This window comes from Pseudomonas sp. SDO524_S393, from assembly GCF_054071875.1.
In genome coordinates this window covers 1-25,307 of sequence record NZ_JBSVVZ010000014.1, presented here as the reverse complement: position 1 = coordinate 25,307, position 25,307 = coordinate 1, and the positions used below count along the sequence as shown (strand labels likewise).

At 63.5% G+C, this 25,307-nt stretch carries 19 protein-coding genes; 5 read left to right on the top strand and 14 right to left on the bottom strand.

Going from position 1 to position 25,307, the window contains the following annotated elements; translation table 11 throughout:
* The first annotated feature begins 355 nt into the window (after positions 1-355).
* The 4 genes from ACW9IB_RS08610 (at position 356) to ACW9IB_RS08595 (ending at position 4,499) form a co-directional block, all read left to right on the top strand.
* On the top strand, positions 356-946 hold the full coding sequence (locus ACW9IB_RS08610; protein ID WP_457364033.1) for an antibiotic biosynthesis monooxygenase: 591 nt from the start codon (positions 356-358) through the stop codon (positions 944-946).
* The gene (locus tag ACW9IB_RS08605; RefSeq protein WP_457364032.1) at positions 943-2,781 is read left to right on the top strand and encodes an amidohydrolase; all 1,839 of its coding nucleotides are present in this window, start codon (positions 943-945) and stop codon (positions 2,779-2,781) included. Before ACW9IB_RS08610 ends, ACW9IB_RS08605 begins: the two co-directional genes overlap by 4 nt.
* A gap of 33 nt (positions 2,782-2,814) precedes the next feature.
* Positions 2,815-3,429, top strand: coding sequence for an isochorismate family cysteine hydrolase YcaC (gene ycaC, locus ACW9IB_RS08600; protein ID WP_457364031.1), 615 nt, complete (start codon positions 2,815-2,817; stop codon positions 3,427-3,429).
* Between the two features lie 182 nt (positions 3,430-3,611).
* On the top strand, positions 3,612-4,499 hold the full coding sequence (locus tag ACW9IB_RS08595; RefSeq protein WP_457364030.1) for a LysR family transcriptional regulator: 888 nt from the start codon (positions 3,612-3,614) through the stop codon (positions 4,497-4,499).
* On the opposite strand, the gene ACW9IB_RS08590 is transcribed toward ACW9IB_RS08595, so the two are convergent.
* The 14 genes from ACW9IB_RS08590 to ACW9IB_RS08525 all read right to left on the bottom strand — a co-directional run bounded on the left by ACW9IB_RS08590 (position 4,500) and on the right by ACW9IB_RS08525 (position 24,098).
* Positions 4,500-6,956: a TonB-dependent receptor plug domain-containing protein gene (locus ACW9IB_RS08590; RefSeq protein ID WP_457413234.1), complete on the bottom strand. Its 2,457-nt coding sequence runs from the start codon at positions 6,954-6,956 to the stop codon at positions 4,500-4,502.
* 36 nt (positions 6,957-6,992) lie between these two features.
* Positions 6,993-7,484, bottom strand: coding sequence for a RidA family protein (locus tag ACW9IB_RS08585; protein ID WP_457413233.1), 492 nt, complete (start codon positions 7,482-7,484; stop codon positions 6,993-6,995).
* 25 nt (positions 7,485-7,509) lie between these two features.
* A complete protein-coding gene (locus ACW9IB_RS08580) occupies positions 7,510-9,084 on the bottom strand; it encodes an FAD-dependent oxidoreductase (protein ID WP_457413232.1) in 1,575 nt (524 codons plus the stop codon).
* Between the two features lie 25 nt (positions 9,085-9,109).
* Complete coding sequence (locus ACW9IB_RS08575; RefSeq protein ID WP_457413231.1) at positions 9,110-11,230, bottom strand: TonB-dependent receptor; 2,121 nt, start codon at positions 11,228-11,230, stop codon at positions 9,110-9,112.
* Positions 11,231-11,805: 575 nt separating this feature from the next.
* Positions 11,806-12,750 (bottom strand): D-isomer specific 2-hydroxyacid dehydrogenase family protein, encoded by a 945-nt coding sequence (locus tag ACW9IB_RS08570; RefSeq protein ID WP_457413230.1) that lies wholly within the window; start codon positions 12,748-12,750, stop codon positions 11,806-11,808.
* Positions 12,747-13,925: an acyl-CoA dehydrogenase family protein gene (locus ACW9IB_RS08565; RefSeq protein WP_457413228.1), complete on the bottom strand. Its 1,179-nt coding sequence runs from the start codon at positions 13,923-13,925 to the stop codon at positions 12,747-12,749. Before ACW9IB_RS08565 ends, ACW9IB_RS08570 begins: the two co-directional genes overlap by 4 nt.
* 27 nt (positions 13,926-13,952) lie before the next feature.
* Positions 13,953-14,963, bottom strand: a complete 1,011-nt coding sequence (locus tag ACW9IB_RS08560; protein WP_457364023.1) for an ABC transporter substrate-binding protein — start codon at positions 14,961-14,963, stop codon at positions 13,953-13,955.
* A 13-nt stretch (positions 14,964-14,976) separates the two neighbouring features.
* Positions 14,977-15,660, bottom strand: coding sequence for a peroxiredoxin-like family protein (locus tag ACW9IB_RS08555; RefSeq protein WP_457413227.1), 684 nt, complete (start codon positions 15,658-15,660; stop codon positions 14,977-14,979).
* The gene (locus ACW9IB_RS08550) at positions 15,657-17,021 is read right to left on the bottom strand and encodes an LLM class flavin-dependent oxidoreductase (RefSeq protein WP_457413225.1); all 1,365 of its coding nucleotides are present in this window, start codon (positions 17,019-17,021) and stop codon (positions 15,657-15,659) included. The genes ACW9IB_RS08555 and ACW9IB_RS08550 overlap by 4 nt, the downstream gene beginning before the upstream one ends.
* 30 nt (positions 17,022-17,051) lie before the next feature.
* A complete protein-coding gene (locus ACW9IB_RS08545; protein WP_457413224.1) occupies positions 17,052-18,026 on the bottom strand; it encodes an ABC transporter substrate-binding protein in 975 nt (324 codons plus the stop codon).
* 344 nt (positions 18,027-18,370) lie between these two features.
* On the bottom strand, positions 18,371-20,824 hold the full coding sequence (locus ACW9IB_RS08540) for a TonB-dependent receptor plug domain-containing protein (protein WP_457413223.1): 2,454 nt from the start codon (positions 20,822-20,824) through the stop codon (positions 18,371-18,373).
* 159 nt (positions 20,825-20,983) lie between these two features.
* Positions 20,984-21,814 (bottom strand): TauD/TfdA dioxygenase family protein, encoded by an 831-nt coding sequence (locus ACW9IB_RS08535; RefSeq protein WP_457413221.1) that lies wholly within the window; start codon positions 21,812-21,814, stop codon positions 20,984-20,986.
* Positions 21,815-21,906: 92 nt separating this feature from the next.
* Positions 21,907-23,490 carry a rhodanese-related sulfurtransferase gene (locus ACW9IB_RS08530; RefSeq protein ID WP_457413219.1) on the bottom strand — a complete coding sequence of 528 codons (1,584 nt, stop codon included), beginning with the start codon at positions 23,488-23,490 and terminating at the stop codon, positions 21,907-21,909.
* Positions 23,487-24,098, bottom strand: coding sequence for a cysteine dioxygenase family protein (locus ACW9IB_RS08525; RefSeq protein WP_065906162.1), 612 nt, complete (start codon positions 24,096-24,098; stop codon positions 23,487-23,489). The genes ACW9IB_RS08530 and ACW9IB_RS08525 overlap by 4 nt, the downstream gene beginning before the upstream one ends.
* A gap of 219 nt (positions 24,099-24,317) precedes the next feature.
* On the opposite strand from ACW9IB_RS08525, the gene ACW9IB_RS08520 reads away from it, so the two are divergent.
* Positions 24,318-25,223: a LysR family transcriptional regulator gene (locus ACW9IB_RS08520; protein ID WP_457413218.1), complete on the top strand. Its 906-nt coding sequence runs from the start codon at positions 24,318-24,320 to the stop codon at positions 25,221-25,223.
* The last annotated feature ends 84 nt before the right edge of the window (positions 25,224-25,307 follow it).

Below are 25,307 nucleotides of genomic sequence, written 5' to 3'. Positions count from 1 at the left end.
TGTGGGAGCGGGCTTGCCCGCGAAGGCGGCGTGTCAGCTATTACATCTCTAACTGATCCACCGCTTTCGCGAGCAAGCCCGCTCCCACAATTTGGATCTCCTATATCAGGTAGATATCAATCTGCTCTGGCTTTGCTTTTGATTTTGATCTTGAGCGCCCCATCAAACACGCTGGCCGGCGTTCCGGCTCTTTTCAAAAGTGAGCCGCTGTAAAAGCGGAACCGCAACCCGCCGTTACCGCAGCAACGGATCTACCCACAATCCCAAAAAGCACAGCACAAACATCCAATCCCCACACCCCCAACTCCACCAAACTCCCCTCATCGCTCAACACTCCCGGGGGAGACGCATCACCATGGACCCAACACCCCAAACCGGCCCCGACGAAGTCGTCACCCTGGTCGTCAAGCACCTGATCAAACCAGGCTGTGAGGCCGACTACGAAACCTGGCTGCGCCGCATCGTGCGCATCGCCGGTGAACGCCCCGGCCACCTTGGCGTCGATGTGGTCCGCAGCCAGCAGAACGGCCTGGCGCTGTTCACCTGCGTACTGCGTTACCGCTCCACCGACGACCTCGAGTTGTGGCTCGACTCCCCCCAGCGCAAAGCACTGGTCGACGAAGCCGCGCCGATGCTCGCCGATGGCGACAACACTGAAGTCGGTGCGCTCAACGAATTCTGGTTCGCGCCACTGGCCGACAGCGCCTTCAAGCCGCCACGCTGGAAGCAGGCGGTGGTCACGCTGTGCGTGATCCTGCCGCTGACCCTGCTGGTGCCGATCCTGTGGGGCCCGGTGCTGCGTCTGCACCCGTTCCTCTCCAATTACGTGGTCGCCACCTTCCTGGTGACCCTGACCATCGTCTTGCTGGTGGTCTACCTGCTGATGCCGGCGGCCACCCGCCTGTTCGCTCCCTGGCTTGAAGCCTCTGTAAAGGAAACCCTATGAACGCCGACCTGATTCTGTTCAATGGACAGTTCCACACCGTGGACCGTGAAAACCCGCGCGCCACCGCCGTCGCCATCAGTGATGGGCGCTTCGTCGTCGTCGGCACCGACGGTGAGGCCCTGGCCTTGCGCGGCAGCGGCACCCAGGTCATCGACCTCAAGGGCCGTACCGTCATCCCCGGTCTCAATGACTCGCACCTGCACCTGATCCGTGGCGGATTGAACTACAACCTCGAGTTGCGCTGGGAAGGCGTGCCGTCCCTGGCCGATGCCCTGCGCATGCTCAAGGACCAGGCCGACCGCACCCCGACGCCGCAATGGGTGCGCGTGGTGGGCGGCTGGAACGAATTCCAGTTCGCCGAAAAGCGCCTGCCCACCCTGGACGAACTCAACCAGGCCGCGCCGGACACCCCGGTGTTCGTGCTGCACCTGTACGACCGCGCCTTGCTCAACCGCGCGGCCCTGCGCGTGGCCGGGTACACCAAGGACACGCCCAACCCGCCGGGCGGCGAGATCGTGCGTGACAGCCAGGGCAACCCCACCGGCATGCTGGTGGCGCGACCCAACGCGATGATCCTCTACGCCACCCTGGCCAAGGGCCCCAAGCTGCCATTGGAGTATCAGGTCAACTCGACGCGCCAGTTCATGCGTGAACTCAATCGCCTGGGCCTGACCAGTGCCATCGATGCCGGCGGCGGCTTCCAGAACTATCCGGATGACTATGCGGTGATCGAACAGTTGGCCAAGGAGGAACAGTTGACGGTGCGCATCGCCTACAACCTGTTCACCCAGAAGCCCAAGGAAGAGCTGGCCGACTTCAAGAACTGGACCGGCAGCGTCACCCTGCACCAGGGCGATGATTACCTGCGACACAACGGCGCCGGCGAGATGCTGGTGTTTTCGGCCGCGGATTTCGAAGATTTCCTGGAGCCACGCCCGGACCTGCCGCTGACCATGGAGCAGGAACTGGAACCGGTGGTGCGTCACCTGGTGGAACAGCGCTGGCCGTTCCGTCTGCACGCCACCTATGACGAGTCCATTTCGCGCATGCTCGATGTGTTCGAGAAGGTCAACCGCGACATTCCGTTCAATGGCCTGCCTTGGTTCTTCGACCACGCCGAGACCATCACCCCGAAAAATATCGAGCGCGTGCGTGCGTTGGGCGGCGGCATTGCGATCCAGGACCGCATGGCCTTCCAGGGCGAATACTTTGTCGAGCGCTACGGCGCCAAGGCCGCCGAGGCCACGCCGCCGATCAAGCGCATGCTGGCCGAAGGCGTGCCGGTGGGAGCGGGCACCGACGCCACGCGGGTGTCGAGCTACAACCCGTGGACCTCGCTGTACTGGATGGTCAGCGGTCGCACCGTCGGCGGCCTGGAGTTGCATGCCGAAGGCCTGCCGCGCCTCACCGCACTGGAACTGTTCACCCATGGCAGCGCCTGGTTCTCGTCCGAACAGGGCAAGAAGGGCCAGATCAAGGTCGGCCAACTGGCGGACGTGGCCGCGCTGTCGGCGGACTTTTTCAGCGTCGATGAAGAAGCCATCAAGTGGATCGAGTCGGTGTTGACCGTGGTCGGCGGCAAGGTGGTGTACGGCGCCGGTGACTTCGAGGATTACGCACCGCCACGGGTGCCGGTGCTGCCGGACTGGTCGCCGGTGGTCAAGGTGCCGGGGCACTGGCGTCCGGCTTCGCCGTTGCAAGCTCAGGTACACCAGTGCAGCGGTCCGTGCGGCGTGCACGCCCACGGCCACGAAAAAGCGCGTCTTTCCAACGTGCCGGTCAGCGACTTCCAGGGTTTCTGGGGGGCGTTCGGCTGCTCGTGTTTTGCCTTCTGAAAAACGCTTCAAACCCCCAAAGGAGTTACCCTCATGGCTTACAACCGTTTGAACAAAGATGATGCGGTCGTCCTGTTGGTCGATCACCAGACCGGCCTGATCTCCCTCGTACAGGATTTCTCGCCGAACGAGTTCAAGAACAACGTGCTGGCCCTGGCCGACCTGGCGAAGTTCTTCAAGTTGCCGACCATCCTCACCACCAGCTTCGAAACCGGCCCCAACGGCCCGCTGGTGCCCGAGTTGAAAGAGCTGTTTCCGGATGCGCCATACATTCCGCGTCCTGGCCAGATCAATGCCTGGGACAATGCCGACTTTGTCCAGGCGGTGAAAGCCACCGGTCGCAAGCAACTGATCATCGCCGGTGTGGTGACGGACGTCTGCGTGGCTTTCCCGACCCTGTCGGCCCTGGCTGAAGGCTTTGAAGTGTTCGTGGTCACCGACGCCTCCGGGACCTTCAACGAAACCGTGCAACAAGCCGCCTGGGCACGCATGACAGCAGCTGGCGCGCAATTGGTGAACTGGTTCTCCGTGGCCTGCGAGCTGCAAGTGGACTGGCGCAACGACATGGAGGGCCTGGCCAACCTGCTGTCGCCGCGCATCCCCAACTACCGCAACCTGATGAACAGCTACGCGGCGTTTACCCGCTAAGCAGTGCCGTAGAACCCTGTTGAACCCTGTGGGAGCCGGGCTTGCCCGCGATGGCGGTGTATCAGTCGACAGTAACGTCGGCTGACACAGCGCCATCGCAGGCAAGCCAGCTCCCACATTTTGTTTTGTGGTGTGGCCACTGGCAGGCTATAAATCCGAAAAATGTCCACCGAGAAGCGACAATGAACCCCTTCGAAGACATGCGCCTGTTCTGTCAGGTCATGGAGTCCGGCAGTTTCACCGCCGCCGCTGACCAACTGGGCCTGTCCAAGCAATTCGTCAGCCGGCGTCTGATCCAGCTGGAAGACCGCCTGGGCGTGCGCCTGCTCAACCGTTCCACGCGACGGCTGGATGTCACGCCGCTGGGCCAGAGTTACTACGAGTCCGCGCTGCGCCTGCTTGCCGAAGTCGAGCAGGTGGAGCAGGGCATTGCCGGCCAGAACAGCGAGCCGCGCGGCACGATTCGCCTGAGTGCGCCGCTGTCGTTTGCCATGGCGCACCTGGGCTGCCTGCTGCCGGTGTTTCTGCAACGCCACCCGCTGGTGTCGGTGGAGGTCGACCTGAGCGACCGCCCCGTGGACCTGATCGGCGAAGGCTACGACCTGGTGCTGCGCATCGGCACCCTGGAAGATTCCACCCTGATCGCCCGCCGCATCGCCAGCATCCCGCGGGTGTACTGCGCCAGTCCCGACTACCTGGCCTTGCGCGGTACGCCATTGAAACCCGAGGACCTGGCCGACCACGATTGCCTGCCCTACGGCCATGGCCGCCAGGTGCAATGGCGGTTCCAGACCAAGGGCAAGGTGCAGGCGTTGAATGTCAGCGGGCGGATGCGCGTCAACAACGGCGAGCTGTTGCGCGACACCGCCGTGGCCGGCCTGGGCATCACCTACCTGCCGACGTTCATCGTCGCCGAGGCCTTGCAGGACGGGCGCCTGGTGACCTTGCTGGACGCGTTCGCCCCCGAGGCTCTGACGTTGTCGGCGGTGTACCCCCAGCACCGGCAAAGCTCGCGACCGGTGCAGGCGCTGGTGGAGTTTCTGCGCGAGCGCCTGGCCAGCGGTTGCTGATCAGAACGCATACTGCACGCGACTGTAGTAATAACCCCCCGTGAACCCGAACGGCGAGTAACTGCCCCAGTTGTCGCCGAACGAGGAATTCTTCACGCCAATGTGGTCGGGGTACTTGTCGAACAGGTTCTGCGCGCCCACCGCCACGGTCAGTTGTTTGGTGAGGGCATAGGCCACGTCGAGGTCGGTGATCCACTTGGCCGAGTAGGTGCGATCGAGGCTGGCGTCGCTGGAGCTGTTGACCTCGGTGTAGGTGCCATAGCGGGTCAGACGCAGGTTCACGTTGACATCATGGATCGCCCAATCGGCCGAGAAAATCAGCTTGCTGCTGGGCGAGGTCTGGGTGATCAACGCACGGGACTGGCGCCCCATCAACTGGAAGTCGCCCAGGGCGCGCAGTTCCGCCGGCGTGTCGTTGACGCTGAGGATTTGCGTGTGGTTGTAGTTCAGCGCTGCCGTCCACTTCACCGACCCGTAGCGGTCGAGGTTCTGCCGGTAGTTGCCCACCACGTCGACGCCCGAGGTCCGGGTGTTGGCGCCGTTGGTGAAGTACTGCGCGCCCGCCGTGGCCGGCACGCCGATGCCCTCCAGCAGGGCCGCGACCCCCGGGCCCTGGAAGCGTTCGCTGAGCACCAGGCGGTCGCGCAGGTTGATCACGTAGCCGTCCACGGTCAGACTCAGGTCATCGCTGGGGGTGAGGGCAAAGCCGAGGCTGAAGTTGGTGGAGCGTTCCGGCTTCAACGACTTGGCTCCCAGCGCCTGGGCCCCGGCTGAGTCCACCGGCAGGATCACGTAGTTGTACGACTGGTATACGCCATTGATGGTGTCGAAACCGGTGGAGCGTGCGGTGAAGATCTCGTTGGCCAGGGACGGCGCGCGAAAGCCGTTGCTCAAGGTGCCACGCACCGAGAACAGCGGGCTGAACGCATAGCGGGTGCTGAGCTTGCCGCTGCGGGTGCCGCCCACGCCTTCGTTGTAATGCTCGTAGCGCCCGGCCACGCCGATGTACCACTGCTCGGTGGGGTAGAAACCCAGGTCGATGTAGCTGGCGACGCTGTTGCGGCTGATCTTCGCCGCGTCCTGCGGGCTGATGCCATTGGTCACCTGCGCCCCCGGGTCGGGGCTTTGCCCGGCACGCGGATGGCCGACCGGGAACACATAGCCGCCGTCGATGTAGGAGGCCTCGGAGCCGGCACGGGTTTCGTAGCTTTCACGCCGATGCTCGAAGCCGAACGCTACATCCAGCGGTTTGGCCAGGCCAATCTCATAGCTGTTTTTCAGGTCCAGGTTGCTGGTCAACTGGTCGGTGATGTAGATCCCCGAGGTGAACTTGTTCGGTGTGCTTTCTCCCAGGGACGGGTTCTGGTTGTCGTAGGTGCGTTGCTTGGCGTAGTTGCGCCCGTAGGTGCTGCTCAGGTCCCAGGCCCAGCCGGCCACATCGTCACCCTTGGCGCCGAAGGCCGACTGGAAGTCCGTCTCGTTGACCAGCCAGTACGGGCTGTAGCCGTCGGGATAGCCGTTGGGCCCGGTGGTGATGGTGTTGCGCCCGTTGGGCAGACGGAAGTTCTGGCCGTCGTTGTTCTCGCGGGTGGCCAGGGTAGAAAACGAATACAGCGTCAGGTGGTCGTTCAGCGGCAGGTCGAGGTTGTAGGCCACATCGGCCAGCTGGCTGCGCGGCGCGCCATAACCCTTGTAGGTATGGTGGCTGGCGCTGGCCTCGCGCGGGTCCGGCGAGCCGTCGGCCAGCGGGTAGTAATGGCTGCTGTAGCCGTTGCTGCCGGCCTTGTTGTCGCGCTCCTGATAACGGGTGTCGAGGGACACATTGAGCACACCGCCTTCACCCACCTGGAACCCGTAATTCAAGGCCTCCTGGCCAGTGCCGCGCTTGCCGTCGTAGTTCTGCCCCAGGATGGTGTCGGAACTGCCGCCAGTGGTTTGCTTGAGGATGATATTGATCACCCCGGAAATCGCATCCGAGCCGTACTGGGCAGCGGCGCCGTCGCGCAGCACTTCCACATGGTCGATGGCCGCCACCGGGATCAGGTCGAGGTCACTGGGCGCCGCGCCGCTGTTGATGCCGTTGATGTTCAGGGTCGCGCTGGTGTGCCGGCGCTTGCCATTGACCAACACCAGCACGTGAGAGGCGGTGAGGCCGCGCAGGGTGGCCGAGCGCACCACACCGCTGGCATCCCAGCCGGCGCGGTCGGGCAGGTTGAACGAGGGGATCAGCTTGCCCAGCGCTTCCAGCAGGCTGGGTTTGCCCACGGCGCGCAACTGCTCGCCGCTGATCACATCGATGGGGGTGGGGCTGGTGGTGACCGTGCGTTGTTCGGCGCCACGGTTGCCGGTGACCACCACGGTGTCGAGGGTGGGGGAACGTTCTTCGGCCGCGTCGAGGCCGAGCGATGCCAGGCCGCACGCCAGTGACAGCGGCAGCAATAGGGGGCGGGTGTGCATGGGAGTGAAGCTCCTTGAACTCGGTGGATGTCCTGGTCAGCGTTTGCGCGCGGCAACCGCCTCTATTTCCACCAGGCCGCCCGGCAGCGGCAGCGACACCACCTGCACGGCGGTGCGTGCGGGTTTCTTCGGTTGCTCGGCACTGCCGAAGAACGGTGTGTAGCCTTCCTGCAACCCGGCGAAATCCAGCTTGCCGCCCTTGGCCGGATCGCCTACCAGGAAGACACGCAGTTGCACCACATCGCCCAGGTCCAGGCCCTGGTCTTGCAGCACACCCTTGAGCTTGTTGAGGATCGACGTGGTCTGGGTCGCGGTGTTGCCGTAGGCGGCGAACGAATCCTTGGGCGCAGTGCGGTCATGCAGGTCGGCGAGCAGGCCGCTCACAAACAGCAATTCGGTCTGCGGCGGAACCGACACCGCCAAGGAAATCGGGAAGCTGGAGTTGGGCAGCGGCACACGCTTGATGTCATCGGCGTGGGCGGTGAGGGTGGTAGCGGTCATCAGCAAGCCTGCGAAGAGGGTTTTCATGGGATCAGTCCTTGAGTGAGAAATGTCAGGCGGCTACGCCCGGTTGCTGGCGTTCGGCGTGGCGGCCGATCAGCGACACGATGCGTCGCGCCGAATCGGCGGCGCTGTTCTGCCAGATGCCCACGCCGCCATGGGCCAGGGCGTCGCTGGCCAGGTAAGTGCGGCCCTGGGGCTCGTTGAGCAGGCGGTAGGCGCTTTCACCGACCTCGTCGTTGACGATCCACGGGCCCTTGCTGAAGCTGACCTTCGACCAGTTGATCGCCACCGGTTTGTGCAGTTTGGCGCTGTGGCCGGGGTGCAGCAGCTCCACCGCCTGGCGCGACGAGGCGAACTGTTCAGCGAGGGATTTGCGGCTGAATGCCTGGGCCGATTCGCTGGTGTTGTAGGCCGCCACCAGAATGCCCTGGGCACTGTTGAGGCGGTCGCTGGGGTACCAGAGGCCTTTGACTTCATGGTCGAGGTACGACAAGCCGCCGTAGATGTTGAAGTCGGTCTCCCAGAAGCGCGGCGACTGCCAGGCCACCTTGTTGGCCTGGTCGCTTTGCGCGGTCTGGATCGCTTGCTTGAACGGCGCGCTGAAGTTGCTCGGCAATTTCGCCAGCAACGGCAGGGGCACGGTGACGATGGCGTAGTCGGCACTCAGCACCTGAGCCTTGCCGCTGATACGGTCGCGATAAGCGATACGGCTACCGTGCTCGGAGGTCTGGATGTCGGTGACTTCGGCGTTCAGGCGCACCGCATCCTTGAGGTGCTCGTAGAACGCCGCCGGAATGCGGTCCATGCCGCCCACCGGCTGGAACATGGTCGAGGAGAACTCCGGGATTTCATCGAATACCAGCGCGCCCCACAGCTTGGGGTTGAGCAGGGTTTGCAGTTCCAGCGGCGCGCGGGTCACGCCGGTCTGGTCGCCGGCACCGGGCACGCGGGTGTAGCCGGAGCGCACAGAGCCTTTGTATTGGAAGTCGCTGTTGAGGTCGCCGTAGACCTTGAGGAAATTCAGCAACGCCTTGCGGTCATCCACGCTCAAGTCCTGGTCCAGGGCCTTGCGGCTTACCGTGCGCGCCAACAGTTCCGAGAGCTGGCCGCGGGTGTCATTCACCGCCTGGCGCAACTGGAACGCGGGTTGCCGGGTATCGGGCAGGGCCAGGGCGTTGCGGCTGCTGTTGACCAGCACCTGCAACTCCACGCCCAGCTCGCGGCAGTAACCGAGCAGCGTCTGGTGATGGCTGGGAATGCGCGCGGGGCCGGCGTTGAAGAACTGGCCTTCGTCAAAGTCGACGGTCTGGCTGATACCGTCATCGAAGTCGACCCGGGTACCACGGCGCAGGGTCCAGTTGCGCCCGCCCACACGGTCACGGGCTTCCAGGATCGTGACGTTGAAGCCGGCCTTGCGCAGCTCGTAGGCGCTGACCAGGCCGGAAATCCCGGCACCGACCACCACCACGTTCTTGCCTTTGCCGGCGCTGCCCAATTGCAGTGGGGTAAAGGTCGAGGCCACGGCCTGGGGCGTGAGCCCGAGGGCGCCCAGGGCGCTGACCGCGGCGGAATAACCGCCCACGGCGGCAATACGGGAAATCAGTTCCCGGCGAGTGAAAGCCATGATTCTCTCCTTGAAACAGCGGGGGTCAGAGGTCGTAGCGCACGGACAGCAACAGCGTCCGAGGGTCATTGATCGAGTAGTAGCGGGCACCGCTGGACGGCACGTAACCCACCGATTGCGGGTAGGCGCGATCCAGCAGGTTTTTCACCGCGAGGGTGGTGGTCCAGTGGCCGTCGCCGCTGATGTAGCGGGTGTTGGCGTTCCAGAAGGTCTGTTGCGGCACTTCCTGGATGTCGTCGTTCAACGCGTTGGCGTAGGACTTGGTCTGGAACTGCGCATCGGTGCCGGCCAGCCAGGTACCGGGCAAACCGGCGGGGATCGTGTAGTTCAAACCGACGCTGGCGTTCCAGCGCGGCGAGAGCACCAGCTGCTTGCCGTTGGCATCCACGCCGGCACCGGCGGCGTTCTGGAAGTCGTCGTACTGGCTTTCCAGGTAGCCGAGGTTGGCGCTCAGTTGCAGGTCGCGGCTCAGGGCGGTGAGGGTTTCCAGCTCAACGCCGTAGGTGTGGGCCCGACCAACGTTGGTGCGCAGGCTCACCCCCAGCGCCGGATCGTAGGCATTGGTCTGCAAGTCTTTGTAGTCGTTGTAGAACAGCGCCACGTTGGCGCGCAGGCGCTGGTCGAAGAAGTCACCCTTGAAGCCGGTCTCCCAGGTGGTCACATCCTCCGGAGAAAACGCCTGTTCAGCCGCGAGCCGGGTTGGCGCGCGGTTGTCATAGCCCCCGACCTTGAAGCCCTTGGCGACGTAGGCGTACTGGTTGAAGTGGGGCGTCCAGGCGTACTCGACGCCGATTTTCGGGCTGGTGGACTGCCACGATTTGCTCGACTCGGCCACGAAGTTGGTGCCGGTGATCTGCCGCTCGGTGGTGATCGCGTAATTGGTGAAATCGAAGTTCTTGTGTTCGCGGGTAAAGCGCAGGCCGGCGATCAGTGACAGTTGTGGCGTGAGCTTGTAGGTGCCCTGGCCATACAACGCGTAACTCTCGGTGTTGGTGGTGCTGTACTGGCCCTGGCCGATCACCTGGTTGCGCGTGATGGAATAGGTGAGGTTGTCGCGGTCGGCGTCGAAGCGTTCGCGGTACAGGTACAGGCCGGTGCTGAAACTGAAGTCGTCGTAGTCGCCGTTCAGCTGGAATTCATGGGTGGCGTAGTTCTGCTTGTAGAGGATCAGGTTGTTCTGGATCAGCGCGGCCTGGCCGGAGTTGTCGTAGTCCACCGGCTGGTTGAAGGACGACCAGGCGCTGACCGACTTGACGTTCAAGTGATCGTCGATGGTGTAGATCGCGCGCAGTACCGAACTGCCCTGATCGAGGCGGTTTTTCGGGTCGAGGCTGCTGTAGCTCTTGAACTTGTCGAAGTGGCCGTTGGCATCGAACGGTGTGTAGCTGGTGGTATCGCCACGGTCGAAGGTGCCGGCGAGGGTCAGTTGCACATCCCATGGCGAATCTTCGGGTTTGTAGCGCAGCTTGCCGCGATAGGACTGGATATCGATGTTGTTCACATCCTTGCCGCGCGTAGGGTCGGACACCGTGCCATCACGGCTCAGGCGGATCGCCGAAAAGCTGCCGAACAGAGCGTTGTCCACCAGGGGGCCGCTGATCAGGAAGCGCCCGTGCTGCGCGTTGTAACTGCCCGCGCCCAGCTCGACGAAACCACGTGTTTCCTGGGTGGGATCGCGGGTGATCACGCGTATCGCACCGGCGCTGCTGTTGCGTCCGTACAAGGTGCCTTGGGGACCGCGCAGCACTTCGACGCGCTCCACATCGTTGAAGTCGAGCATCGAGGAAATCGCCCGCGGGATGTAAAGATCGTCGGCATACACCGCCACGGCGGCTTCCTGGATCGGGTCGGTTTCACCGATACCGCGAATGCCGTAGGTCTGGGCGCTGTACGAGATCGACTGGCGGCTGAGGGTCAGGTTCGGCACCTGGCCCGCCAGGTCGCGCACGCTGCGGATCTGTTTATCGTCGAGGGTTTTTTCATCGAACGCAGAAATCGCCAGCGGGGTTTTCTGCAGGTCTTCGCTGCGGTGTTCGGCAGTGACGTTGACCACCGGCAGGGCGGCGTCGTCAGCGTGGACAGACGCACCGAACAGCGTGAGGGAAATGGCGAGTGCCAGGCGATCGGGAACGGCGATGTGACGCATGATGAACCCCTGATTGAATTGACGGTTTAGGCAAGGCCTCCACCTGGTCAGGGGTCGGTGCTGGATGTAACAGTATTTGTATAAATCGCCGTCGTAAAAGTCCGATTAGTTATAAGTTAATTATAAAAAATAGACATTTATATTTTTATAGTAATGCGAATATCTGATGATATTCCGGGTATGAAAAGCTGGACTGTAGTGAGCGGGCTTGCCCCGCGCCGGGCCGCGCAGCGGCCCTGAAACCTGCCACCCAGTTTTCTCTGGAAAAACGCGATGACCTTGTTGGGGCCGCTACGCGCCCCGGCGCAGGACAAGCCTGCTCACCACAAAAAACATCAGGCCAAGCCGATATTCCCGGGGCAAACAGGACCTTTGTAGTGAGCGGGCTTGCCCCGCGCCGGGCCGCGCAGCGGCCCTGAAACCTGCCCCCCAGTTTTCTCTGGAAAAACGCGATGACCTTGTTGGGACTGCTGCGCAGCCCGGCGCAGGCGGTGCGACGATTCGACAAGCCTGCTCACCACAAAAGCATCAGGCCAAGCCGATATTTCTGGGGTAAGCAGGACCTATCTCAACTATCAGGCGTTAACCAGGTTCGCCAGTGGCGCACCCGTCACATAACGCTCCAGGTTGGCCAGGAACGCATCGGCGATCTCATGCCGGCTATGGGTCGAAATCGCCGAGGTATGCGGCGACAGCCTGACCCTCGGGTGCGTATATAACGGGTGCCCGTCCGGCAACGGTTCAGGCTCCGTCACATCCAGCGAGGCCAGGCCGATCTGGCCGTTGTCCAGCGCTTCCAGCAGCGCCTCCTGATCCAGCAAACCACCACGCGCAATGTTGATCAGGTGCAGCCCCGGCTTGGCGCTGCGCAGTACGTCGCGGTTGATGATCGTGCGCGTGGCCTCGGTCAGCGGTGCGGCCACCACCAGGTGGTCAGCGCGGGCGAACAGGTCATGGATATCCCTGGCGGTTTCCACCCCCGCACTGAACGGCGTCCGGCTTTGGCGCAGCGCCACGACGTTGATTCCCAGCGCCAGGGCTTTGTGCGCCAGCCGCTCGCCAATCGCACCAAAGCCGAGAATGCCCAGGGTGGTGCCCTTGAGCGGGCGCAACGGCGTGAAATGCCACTGCGCGTCTTTCACCCAGATATCCGGCAAATACTTGGACGCCGCGAAGATCGCCGCCAGGGCAAATTCGGCCAGGTTATCCGCGGCGCTGCCTCTTGAAGTGGTCACTGGCGGGCCGTTGAACAGCCACTGTGGATAGAAGTCGATGCCCGACGACACCAGGTGCACCCACTGCGCCCCGTAGGGCCAGCCCGGTGGCGGGGTGTCCGGTGCGGTATAGCCGCGCACGTTGATGGGGCGCAGCAGCAGGATATTCGCCTGGGGCGGCAAGTCGCTCGGCACGCCGGTCGGCATGCCGATCACCTTGGCCTGCGGGTGACTCAGCGCCAGGCGCTGGCGGATCACGGCGTTGAATTCTTCGTCCAGCTGGCTGGCGACAATCACGTGGCTCATGGGCGTTCCTTCTGACGTTGGGCGAAGACGGCCTTGCCGACGCCTTGCAGCACGGCGTCGTTCTGTGGCGTATGCACGCGGCTGCACAGCACGTCGCGGTAATGCCGTTGCAGCGGGCTGTGGCGTGACAGGCCGGGGTTGCCCGACGCTTCGATGGCCAGTTCCACCGCGCGGATGGCATTGCCGGTAACCAGGTACTTCAACTGCGCGGCATTGGCCGCCGGGGTGTGGCCGTCGGCAGCGGCGTCGAGCAGGCTGCGGTTGGCGAACAGCAGGGTGTCGATGTGCCCGACGGTTTCCTGAAAGCGTGGCAGGCTGGACAGCGCGGCGCCGAGGTTGGACGGCTTGCGTTCTTCCAGCCAGTTCACCAGCCAGTCCCGCGCGGCCTGCGCCACCGCGTCGTACACCGACGACAGCAACACCGACATCCACAGGAACAGCTCGGCATCGAGCTCCGCTTGCGGGGCGCTCCACGGGCTGACGCTGACCGCGTGGTCCAGCGGTACCAGCACGTTGTCGAGCACGACTTCATGGCTGCAAGTGGCGCGCATGCCCAGGTGATCCCAGGTGTCGATGATGCTCACACCGGGGCTGTCCTTGGGCACCAGCCAGGCGCCTACCAACGGGTCGTCGTCGTCACTGCGCGCCCACACGGTGAACCAGCTCAGGCCATGGCTGCCGGTGGAGTAGATCTTGCGCCCGCTGATGCGCCAGCCTTCGGCAGTGCGCACCGCAGTGGTCGCCGGCAGGCCGCCACGGGCCGGGGTGCCGAGGTCGGGCTCGACGCGCAGGGCGTTGATCAGCGCGCCGTTGCGTACCGCGTCTGCGGCGACTTGCGTACGCAGGTGCGCCGGCCAGCTCTTGCTGTCTTGCAGGCGCGCGTGTTGCAGGTATTGCATCACCAGGATCAACGCGGTGGAGGGCTCGCCCTTGGCAATCGCACTGATCGCCTTGCGCGCCTGGGGCAGGCTGGCACCGCCGCCGCCCAGGGCCTTGGGCACGGTCAGGGCGACCAGACCCAGCGCGTGCAGCCGTTTGAAGTTGGCATGGGGGAAGGCGCCGCTGTCGTCGTACAGGTGCGCGGTGCCGGCCAGCTCGGCGCTGAGGCGTTCGAGCAACGCGTCGAAGTTGGCCACTTCCACGGAACGTAAAGAGGGTTGTGAGGATTGGCTCATGAGGGGCTCGTCGTGTGGAGGGCGGGTTCAGATCGGCAGCAGCTTGAACTGCCGGTCCCATAACGGGCTGACGTCCAGTCGTTCGCTCAACACACCGGCATTGAAAAACAGGTCCGCCACTTCCTGCTGGGAGGCGATGGCCGCGTCGTTCACTTCGCGCAGTTTGTAGGGCTGGCTGCGGCTGTTGTACATGTCGAGGAACACCGCCTTGTCCACCCCCAGCAGTTGCGCGGACTTCGCCGCCCAGGGCTCGGGATTGTTGTTCATCCATTCCAGTGTGCGGGCCTGGCGTTGCAGGTAGTCCTGGATCGCCGTGACGCGCAGCGGGTCCTGCAGTGCGGCGGGGCGGGCGCCGATCAGGTAGTTGCCCGAGAGATAACCCAGGGCGGTTTTCAGCACCCGCGCGCCGCTGCGGAATTTCGCCAGCTGGATAAACACGCCATAGATCACCCAGGCATCCAGCTGGCCGCTCTGGAACGCGCTGAAACCGTCCTGCGGGGTGAGCGGCACGGCGGTGATGTCGTTGAAGGTCAGGCCCTGTTCTTTCAGCGCCTTGATCAGAAAATAGTGGGACGTGGTGGAGCGCACGTACCCCACGCGCTTGCCCTTGAGCTGGTCGATGGTTTCGAGTCTTGAGTCCTTGGGAATCAGGATCACCTGGTTGTTCACATCGCCTTCGAGCACTGCGATCAGCCTGGGTTCGCGGTGGCTCTGGATCGCGAAGATCGGCGGGATCTCGCTCATGCCGCCGATGTCCAGGCTGCCGGAGGCCAGGGCTTCGACAATCAGGTTGCCGCCGGCGAACTCGGCGAAGTCGACCTTGTAGGGACGCTCGGAAACTCCGGCGTCATCGCTGAAGTAGGAGTCCTGGCCGCGATAGGTAGCCACCGCCAGGGTCAGCTCCGAGAGTGTATTGGCGGCGCCGAACGCACGCGGCGCCAGCCCCAGGGAAGACAACCCCAGGGCGCCCAGGGCCAGGGAACTGGCGCCGAGAAAGCCGCGACGATTGAACTGTCCGTGTTTGATCGTATGGGTCATGGTCGGCTCCGAATCAGATCGCCAGTTGCACAGGCTGTTGGCCCAACAGGTGTTCGACGACGCGCAGCACCGGTTCGGCTTCGGTGCGCACCAGCCAGTCCGGGCTGACCTCGACAAAGGCCACGGTGCCGTCCTGGGCAATCACCACAACGGTCGGTTGCGGCAACTCCCAGGTACCGGTGCCGGTGGTCTCGCCGATGCTGTTGCCCTTGGCCAGCGCTGCGCTGCGCGAGGCTTCGTCGAAGCTGTAGAGGATGCCCAGGCGCCGCCCGAGATTATTGTCCCGGTCGCTGGCTACCAGCAGTTGCAGGTGGTGGCGGGTCTTGATTTCCACCAGGCGCTCCGGCACCTGTGGGCTGACCGCTACCAGCGGCACGCCCAGTTCGCGCAAGCGCGGGTATAGCTGGCGTTGGTAATAGGGCAGGGCGATGTTGCACGCCGGGCAGCCGGCGAAGCGGAAGAAGATCAGCACCGCCGGGCCGTCGGCCAACAACAGGTCGCGACTGAGTTCGCCGCCTTCGACATTGAGCAGGGTGAACGGGTCAAGCTCGTCGCCCACCTGCACGTAGTCGTCTTCCCGCGCTTCATCCACCAGGCGCCGGCGCTGGTCGATATTGATCTTCAAGGCAGCCGGCGCCCAGGTCGCCACACGTTCGGCGTGCAGGTCGGCCAACTGACGATTGAGGGATTCGCTCATGCCAGCGCCTCCTGCGGTGCTTCGACCTCGGTGGTGACGTTGTAGCGGTTGGTCGGTACGTCCAGGCCGAGGTTGTCGCGCAGGGTCTGGCCGGTGTACTCGGTGCGGAACAGGCCGCGTTGTTGCAACACGGGCACCACCAGTTCGGTGAAGTATTGCAGGCCATCCGGCAGCACCGAGTTGATGATGAAACCATCGCTGGCGCCGGTTTCGAACCAGGTCTGGATCGCGTCGGCGACCTGCTCGGGCGTGCCGACAAAATCACGCTTGGGCCGCGAGAACCGCAGCGCCACTTCACGCAGCGTCAAGCCCTCGTCACGGGCCAGTTGCTTGATGCGGTCGGAACCGCCTTTCTGGCTGTTGGAACCGAGGTCACCGAGCTCCGGGAAGGGCGCATCCAGCGGGTACTGGCTGAAGTCGTGGTCGTTGAACGGGCGACCCAGGGCGACGATGGCGTCTTCCACCGTGACCAGGTCCACGGCCTGCTGGTAACGGCTTTCCACCTCGGCGGCATCACGCCCGACGATGGGGCGGATGCCCGGCAGGATCGACAGGCTGTCGGCGTTGCGGCCAAAGCCCCGGGCGCGGCGGTTGAGGTCAGCTGTATAGGCCTTGGCCTCGTCGATGTTCTCGACGTGCACGAAGATCGCGTCGGCATTCTCGGCGGCGAAGTTGCGCCCGTCCTCGGAGGTGCCCGCCTGGAAAATCGCCGGCTGGCCCTGGCGCGAGCGGGCGATGTTCAACGGGCCTTTTACCGAGAAAAACTCGCCCTTGTGATTCAGTGCATGCAGCTTGTCGGGGGTGAAAAATTCGCCGCTCTGCTTGTTATAGGCAAAGGCGTCGTCTTCCCAGGAATCCCACAGGCCCTTGACCACGTTGAGGTGTTCCTTGGCGATGCGATAACGCACGGCATGGGGTGGGTGCTCGGCCTTGCCGAAGTTGTCGGCGGTGCCGCTGAGCCACGAGGTGACCACGTTCCAGCCGGCGCGGCCGCCGCTGATATGGTCGAGCGAGGCGAACTGGCGCGCCACCTGGTAGGGCTCGGTGTAGCTGACGGTCACGGTGGCGACCAGGCCGATATTCGTGGTCAGCGCCGCGAGCGCCGAGAGGATGGTCAGTGGTTCGAAACGGTTGAGGTAGTGCGGGCTGGACTTGGCGTGGATGTGCAGGCTGTCGGCGATGAACACGAAGTCGAACTTGGCGCTTTCGGCCAATTCGGTTTGCTGCTTATAGAAACCAAAATTCGTGCTGGCATTCGGCTGGGCCTGCGGGTGGCGCCATTCGCCCCAGCCGTGTCCGACACCATGCACCATGGCGCCCAGCTTCAAATGACGGGGTTTGGTTTGCTCGGATTTGCTCATGTTCTGCTCCTTGGGGCGCGGTGCGCTTGATCAGCGTGAGGCTTGGGAAATAAGTGCGCGTTTGGCGTTAAAGCTTTTGTCGAAGCCTTGCGATACATCGATGTGTTTAGTCAGCAGGCCTTCTTGCTGGTAAATGTCGGCGGTGGTCTGCAGGCCGCTGATTACCTTGTCGTCAATCGCCACCGGGCTCAGGTGGGTGTCCTTGGCCACGGCCTCGTGCACGGCCAGGGGCAGGCCGGTGATCTTGGCCTGGGCGGCGGCGTATTCGTTGGGGTGTCCGTTGGCCCAGGCGTAGGCGCGGTCGAGCCGTGCGACAAAGTCATCCAGTTGCGCGCGCTTGGCGGCGATGGCCTGGCTGGTCGCCGCAAGGTAGAGGTGGTTGCTCAGCAACTGGTTGCCGCTGATCAGCACGCGGGCCTGGCTTTGGGAGGTGACCACGGTGGTGTAAGGGTCCCAGGTGGCCCAGGCGTCGGCGGTACCGTTGTCCAGCACCAGGCGCGACTCGCTGGGCAGCAGGAAAATGAACTGCACGTCCTGGGTACTCAGGCCGGCGCCGGCCAGGGTCTTGATCGCAAGGTAATGGCCGATGGAACCCCGGCCTGTGACGATTTTCTTGCCCTTGAGGTCGGCCACGGTCTTGATCGGCGAGTCCTTGGGCACCAGTACGGCGGTGGTGTTGCGCCCTTCGGCGTGGATGATGCTGACCACCTTGAGCGAGGCGCCGGCACCCAGGGCGAACACATAGGGCGCATCGCCCAGGGCACCGATGTCCACGGCGCCGGCATTCAAGGCTTCACCCAGGGGCGAGGCGGAGGGGAACTCCGACCACTGGATTTCATAGGGCACATTTTTCGCTTCGCCGGAAACCTCCAGCAGCGCCTTGATCGTGGATTTCTGGTTGGCCACCCGCAGCGGTTGCAGGTCGGCGGCGTGGGCGGTGGTGATCAGGCCGAGGGCCAGGGCGGTGCCCAGGAGCAGGCGTTTGAACGGAGTGACAAAGACCATGGGATACAGGCTCCAGGCAAATCAGAAAGGGGTTGGGCTACCTCCGCCTGGAGAAGGGGTCGGTGAGAGGTTTAAGTTATGCCTATAAAAACTACCTGTGAAGTTCTTTTTGGTTATATATTAATTATTAAAATAACTGATTATTTTTCGATTGATTATTCTCTTGTTGCATTTGGTGGGGCGTGGGGGTACACCCCCCGTTGTCTAATGTCATGGGTTTTCTGTAGTGAGCAGGCTTGCCCTGCGCCGGGACGCGCAGCGCCCCCAGACCTGCGCCTGCGGTCCGCCAGGAAAACCTCGGTGGCCGCAGCGGGCCGTGTCGCAGCCCAGCTCCCGCAACGACCTCAGAAGTTGTACGCCAGGCGCGTGTAGTAGTACGCGCCGCCGAAGCCGAACGGCGAGAATTGCCCGTATTCATAGGCGCCGGCCCAATCCTTGATGCCTTTTTTGTCCGGGTACACGTTGAACAGGTTGTTGGCGCCCAAGGCCACGGTGAAGTGCTTGTCGATGTCGTAGGCGGCATCGATATCGCTGATCCATTTGGCACTGAACGTGCGGTCGTTGATCGGGTTGTTGTCGCCTTCGGTGTAACTGCCGAAGCGGGTCAGCGCCAGGTTCAGGGTGTAGGCGCTGACCTTCCAGTTGGCCGCCAGAATCAATTTGGATTGCGGGGTGGCGACGGTCAGGTCCTTTTGCAGGCGCCGGTTGAAGATCTGGTAGTTGGAGCCCAGGCTGGCCAGTGCAGGCGGGGTGTCCTGAAGTTTTTCGATTTTGGTCTGGTTCCAGTTGTAGGCGAGGCTCCAGCGCACCTGGCCGTAGCGGTCGAGCTGCTGGCGGTATTCATTGACGATGTCGATGCCACGGGTGCGGGTGTCGACAGCGTTGGTGTAGTACTGCGCGTACAACCCCGGCGACAGGCCATTGGCGACCAGGATCTGCGACACCGCCGGCCCGCCCAGCAGGCTGGTGGAGACGATGCGATCACGGATGCCGATCTGGTAAACGTCGATGGTCAGGCGGTAGTTCGGCGTGGGTTCGTAGGTAAAGCCAACGCTGTAGTTGAGCGACTTTTCCGGCTTGAGTTTTTCGGCGCCCAGGGCCTGGGCCTCGGGGGTGTCCACCGGCAGGACCTTGACCGGCACCGAGACCTGCTGGCCGTTGACCACGCCGCCGGAGGTGAAGGTGGACGACGCATAAATCGTCTGCGCCAGCGACGGTGCGCGAAAGCCATTGTTGATCGTGCCACGCAAGGAAAACTCGGGCGTGAGCTTGAAGCGCGTCGACAGCTTGCCGCTCCAGGTGCTGCCGATGTCCTGGGTGTAACGCTCGTAGCGCGCCGCCGCGCCGACGTACCAACGGTCCGTCACGTCGAGGCCCAGGTCCAGGTAACTGGCGACGTTACTGCGGCTGATCTCGCCGGCATCCGCCGGGCTGGTGCCGTTGTAGGAGGCCAGCCCCGGTAGCGGGGTCTGCCCGGCGAACGGGCCGCTGGGCAACACGTAAGTGCCGGGCGTATAGGACGCGTAGTCGCCGGCCTCGATCTGGTACTTCTCCCAACGGTATTCAAAGCCGAATGCGGTTTGCAGCGGGTGGCCGAGGCCGATGTCGAAGCTGCGGCTCACGTCCAGGTTGTTGGTCCACTGGTCGAAGATCTGCGAAGCCAGGTTGAACGAGGTCGGACTGGTCGGCCCCCATGACGGGTTGAGCGTGTTGTTGGCGTTGAGCGTGGAATCGTCTTCGCCCCAGGTGGAACTGATGTCGTAATCCCAGCCACCGACCAGGCCCTTGAAACCGCCGGCGATCTGGAAGTCCTTGGTGCGGTTGCGCCGTTGCGCATGAATGCCGTCGGGGTAGGGCGTGTTCGGGTCGCCGGCCAGGGCGGTGATTTCGTTGGGACGATAGTTGCCGGTGACCTTGGTGGTCTCCAGGTAACTGGCGGTGGAAAACGAGTAGAACTTGAGGTCATCCTGCAGCGGCAGTTCAAGGTTGTAACTGGCGTTGGTGACTTTCTCGCGGCCCAGGCCATAGCTGGGGTTCCAGCCATGCCGGTTGACGGTCTGGTCACGGCTGTCGGGGGCGGCAGCAGTGCCGTAGAGCCGGCCCGTGGCACTGCCGGTGCGGTCGAAGGGTTCCTGTTCCTTGGTGTCGAGGGCCAGGTTGGCGAAGCCGTCGTTGGGCAGCGCCAGGCCGTAGTTGACGGTCTGGTGCACCGTGTCGCCGTCGCCCGCGCCGTAGCGGCCAAAAGAGGTTTCGGCGCTGCCGCCGCTGTCGTTTTCCTTGAGGATGATATTGATCACCCCGGCAATCGCATCCGAGCCATATTGGGCGGACGCGCCGTCGCGCAGCACTTCGATATGGTCGATGGCCGACACCGGGATCAGGTCCAGGTTGACCGGGACCGCCGCCGTGCCGATGCGCGCCAGGTTGTTGATCAGCGCGGTGTTGTGGCGGCGCTTGCCGTTGACCAGCACCAGCACCTGGTCGCCGGACAACCCACGCATGGTCACCCCGCGTACCGACCACGACGTACCGCCGCCGTTGATCGCCGGCAGGTTGAACGAGGGCAGCAGGCGCGCCAGCAATTCCTTGAGACCGACCTTGCCGCTGGCCTGCAATTGTTCGGCGCTGATCACGTCGATGGGTGAAGGGCTGTCGGCGATGGTGCGCGCCTGGTTGCCGCGGTTACCGGTGACGACCACGGTACCGAGGGTTTTGTCGGGATCTTCGGCGTGGGCGGGCAGGTGCAGCGCGAGCAGACTCAAGGCTACCGCGCTGTATTGACTACGGGATGGAGGCATGGGGTTGATTCCAAAAGACGAGAGAACACCGCAAATCTCCTGTGGAAGCGGGCTTGCTCGCGATTACGGTGCGTCAGCCATGGATGAGCCGGCTGAATCAACGCATTCGCGAGCAAGCCCGCTCCCACATGGGATCTGTGCAGGTTTTACGGAGTGCGATCAGGCCGCGCTGGCCGCTCTGACCCGATGGGGAATGTCGTCGTAGGCAATCAGCACCCGTTCCATGCGGCGGGGGTAGTCGCCGTAGTTGTAGACCGGGTAGTGCAGGGTGGAGCGGTTGTCCCAGAAGGCCACCGAGCCTGGGCGCCATTTGAAGCGCACATGGTGTTCCGGCTTGTTGAACTCCTGCAACAGGCGGTCGATCAGTTGCTTGCTTTGTTGCGGGGTCCAGCCGATCACTGACGGGTTTTGCGAGAAATTGATGAACAGGCCGTCTTCGCCGGTCTCCGGGTGCGTGCGCACCAGTGGGTGGGCGAGGATCGGATAGTCGTAGCCAACCTTGTCCAGGGACTTCTTGAAGTCGTGCACCACATAGAGGTTGTCGATTTCTTCGCGCAGCTCGTCCGGCAGCGCCCGGTACACCGCGCCGGTGTCGGCCCACAGCGTGTCGCCGCCGACGTCGGGCAAGTCCACGGCGCGCAGTACCGCGCCGAGGGTTGGTTGCAGCAGCCAGCTGGTGTCGGTGTGCCAGCGCCCGCTGATGCGCGGACCGTAGAGTTTGCGTTCGTCCTGGGCCTCGATCAGGTGCGCGTGGGGGCGCGTCGGATCGTTTTGCTGGGTGGTGGGGTGAACGTACAGCTCGCCGAATTGCTTGGCGAAGGCGATCTGCTGTTCGGTGTCGATGGCCTGGTCGCGAAAGAACAGCACCTTGTGCTTGAGCAGTAATTGGCGCAGTTCATCGCGCAAGGCGGGGGACAGTGGCCGGCGCAGGTCGATACCGGCGATTTCGGCGCCGAGGGTGGGTTCCAGGCGAGTGATGTGCAAGGTCATGCGGGTGTCCTCTCGTTGTGGGTTCAGCCTCCGCCTGGAGAGGGGTCGAATGTGGGGCCTGCACCCTCGGTGGGTGCAGGTGTCGGGGTGGGTCAGATCACGTAGAAACCGTGGGTGCCGTCGCGGCCCAGTTGGGCCACCAGGCCGAACTCCCAGTCGAGGTAAGCCTGCATGGCTTCCTTCGGGTTATCGGTACCTTCGTAGGGGCGGCGGTAGCGGTCGATGCGCGGCGAGGCCAGGTTCGTCTCGCCTTCTTCCAGCGGCAACTGTTCGGCGATCCAGTGGGTGGTGCCGCCTTGCAGCAGGAACACCGGCTTGCCGGTCAGGGCTTCGACTTCGGCCACCGCCAGCCGCGCCAATTGGCTGCTGCCGCACGTGAGCACATAACGCTCGGCCGGCGGTACCTTGGCCAGGGCCTCGGGCAGTTGCGCGCGCAGCGCCCAGAAAGCACCGGGGATATGGCGTTTGACGTAATTCACGCTCGGGGTGAAATCCAGCACCGCCGTGTCACCGTGCTTCAGCCAGTCGGCCAGGGTGTGGGGGCTGATCAGTTCGGCCTGTTGCGGGGCGGGTACCGGGGCGATCCACGCACCGGGCTCACTGAAATGCGCCGGTTGCAGATCGTCCAGCACATGCACCTCCCAGCCCAGTTGCGCGAGCCACGAGGCAGACATATTCGCGCGCACACCGTCGTCATCCGCCAGTACCAGGCGTGCACCGCGCACGCTGGCGACGTGATCGGTCTCTTGCACCAATTGGCCGCCGGGGGTGGAGCGGGCGCCCGGCAGGTGGCCGGCTTCGAATTCTTCCGGAGTGCGCACATCGAACAGGTAGGTGGTGCGCGTCGTGTCCTGCTGCCAGCGTTGCAGGTCGGCGAGGGTGGCGCGACCGACGCGGGCCTTGTCGGCGACACGGCGCGCGTCCACGGCGGCGACCTGGCGATGTTCTTCGGAGGTGGGTGCGAAGCGGCGCGACTGGCCATGGGCGAGCTTCTGCCCGGCCAGGGTCCAGCCGATGGTGCCGTTGCGCAGTGCCGACACCGGGTTGGCCACGCCGGCATTGATCAGCGACTGAGTGCCGATGATGCTGCGGGTGCGTCCGGCACAGTTGACGATGATGCGGGTGGACGGGTCCGGCGCCAGTTCACGGGCGCGCAATACCAACTCGGCCCCGGGCACGCTGATGCCGGTGGGAATGCTCATGGTCTGGTACTCATCGAAGCGGCGCGCGTCGAGTACCACCACGTCGGCCTGGCTGTCGAGCAGCGCCTGTACTTCTTCGGCGGCCAGGGACGGGGTGTGGCGTTCGCTTTCGACCAGTTCGCCAAAGGCTTTGCTCGGTACGTTGACGTCGATGAACAACTCGCCACCGGCCTGGCGCCAGCCTTCCAGCCCGCCTTCGAGCAGCGCCACATTGCTGTAACCCAGATGCAGCAGGCGCTCTGCGGCGCGGACGGCCAACCCTTCGCCGTTGTCATAGACGGTGATGCGCGTGTCTCGGCGCGGAATCCGCGAATACACCTCCAGTTCCAGCTTGGACAGCGGGATGTTCGCGGCGAACAAGGGGTGAGACTCGGCAAACGGCGCTTCCTCGCGCACGTCGACCAGGGCGACTTCTTCACGGTCCAAGAGGGCCTGGCGAATCTGGGCGAAGCTGCGGTGCGATACGGTGCTCATAGGGCAGGGCTCTTTTCTTTGGACAAATCCCAGATGTTCGGGAGGAAGGCGTTGGAATAACCGGAGATAAACAGTTTCTCGCTGCCGTCGGGTTGGTACACCGCGCGGCGCACCGCACCGATATTGGCGCCGTAAACATGAATGCTGATGGACACCTGGTCGCTGTGGGCATTGCTGACCTGGTGGATGTCCCCGACCTTGGGCGACACCGCCTCGACCTGGCCCGGCACCAGTTGAATGGGCTTGCCTTCGGCCACCAGGCGGCCGTCAGGCGCGCGTTCGAAACCCTGGGAAAATTCCGCGCCACGCAGCATGCCGATCAGGCCCCAGACCCGATGGTCATGGATCGGTGTGCTTTGCCCCGGCCCCCACACAAAGCTGACGATGCTGAAACGCTGGCGCGAATCGGCGTGCAGCAAAAACTGCTGGTAGCGCTCGGGATCGGGTTGGGCGAATTCGTCGGGGAGCCAGTCGTCATGGCTGACCAGTTGCGCCAGCAGCTTGCCGCCACGGTGCAACAGGTCGCCTTCGCGAGGATTGCCGTCGATCAATTCCGCCAGGGCGCCTATGAAGGCTCTGAGTCTCTCGGGGTGTCGGGCCTGGGTCATGACAATTCCATCGTGGGTGTTCGGTGGTGATGGGCTTATCTAAGCATAATGTTTATAGTTAATATGCTATTTTTTAATGATTAGCTTATAGCAGAAGGTAATTTAGAACTGGTCTGAATAGCGTTAGACGTTATCGATAGCAGCACGGACTATCCAGAGCGTGTCCGGACAACTATGCTTCGCACACATCTTAATGACGGTTCTCTATGTGCGGTCCAAATGAAAATTGACGATATCGATGCCTTTGTCGAAGTGATTCGTTGCCAGTCCATCAGCCATGCCGCCGAGTCGTTGCAATTGACCCAGCCGGCGATTACCCGTCGCGTGCAGAACTTCGAGCAGGCGCTGGGGGTGGAACTGTTCGACCGCAACACCAAGCCCCTCAAGCCTACGCTGATCGGCACGCGGGTGTATGAACAATGCCGGCTGATCCTGCGCGAGATGGACGCCCTGCGCGAGTTGGTGGCCACCGACGCGCCGCCCACCGGCCTGCTGCGCCTGGGGGTGCCGCAGACCATCGGCGACGTGGTGCTGCTGGATGCGCTCAAACACCTGCGCACCGAATACCCGGACCTGCGCGCCCAGGTCGCCACCGGCTGGGGCAGCCAGTTGGTGGGCAAGATCGAGCGCGGCGAGCTGGACGCGGCGGCGGCGTTGTTCCCGGCGGGCAAGATCTTCCCCGACAACATCATCGGCGAGTCCATCGGCAAGATGGAACTGGTGGTGGTGTGTGCCAAGGCACAACTGCCGAAGAAACCGTGCAAGCTGGCGGACGTGTACCAGAACGGCTGGATCCTCAACCCGGATGGCTGCGGCTTCCGTGCCGGTTTGCAGCGCACCTTGTCGGACCAGGGCCTGGCCTTGCAGGTCAACCTGGAAACCTTCGGCACCGAGCTGCAACTGGGGCTGGTCGCCGACGGCCTGGGCCTGGGCCTGGTACCCCGCCCGTTACTGGAGCGCAGCGCCCACCGCGAGCAGTTGGCGGCAATGCCGCTCAAGGACTTCAAGCCGGTGATGGATCTGTGGCTGATCTACCCGCATTTCCTGGGCAACCTGCAGGGACCGGTGGATGCGTTTGGCAAGTGGGTGGCGGCTTCGTTGCACAAAATCAGAGATGCCGCATAATTTCAGCGAAAGAAGCTTATGTGGGAGCGGGCTTGCTCGCGAATGCGCTGGATCAGTTGATGAATCCGTCGACTGACACTACGC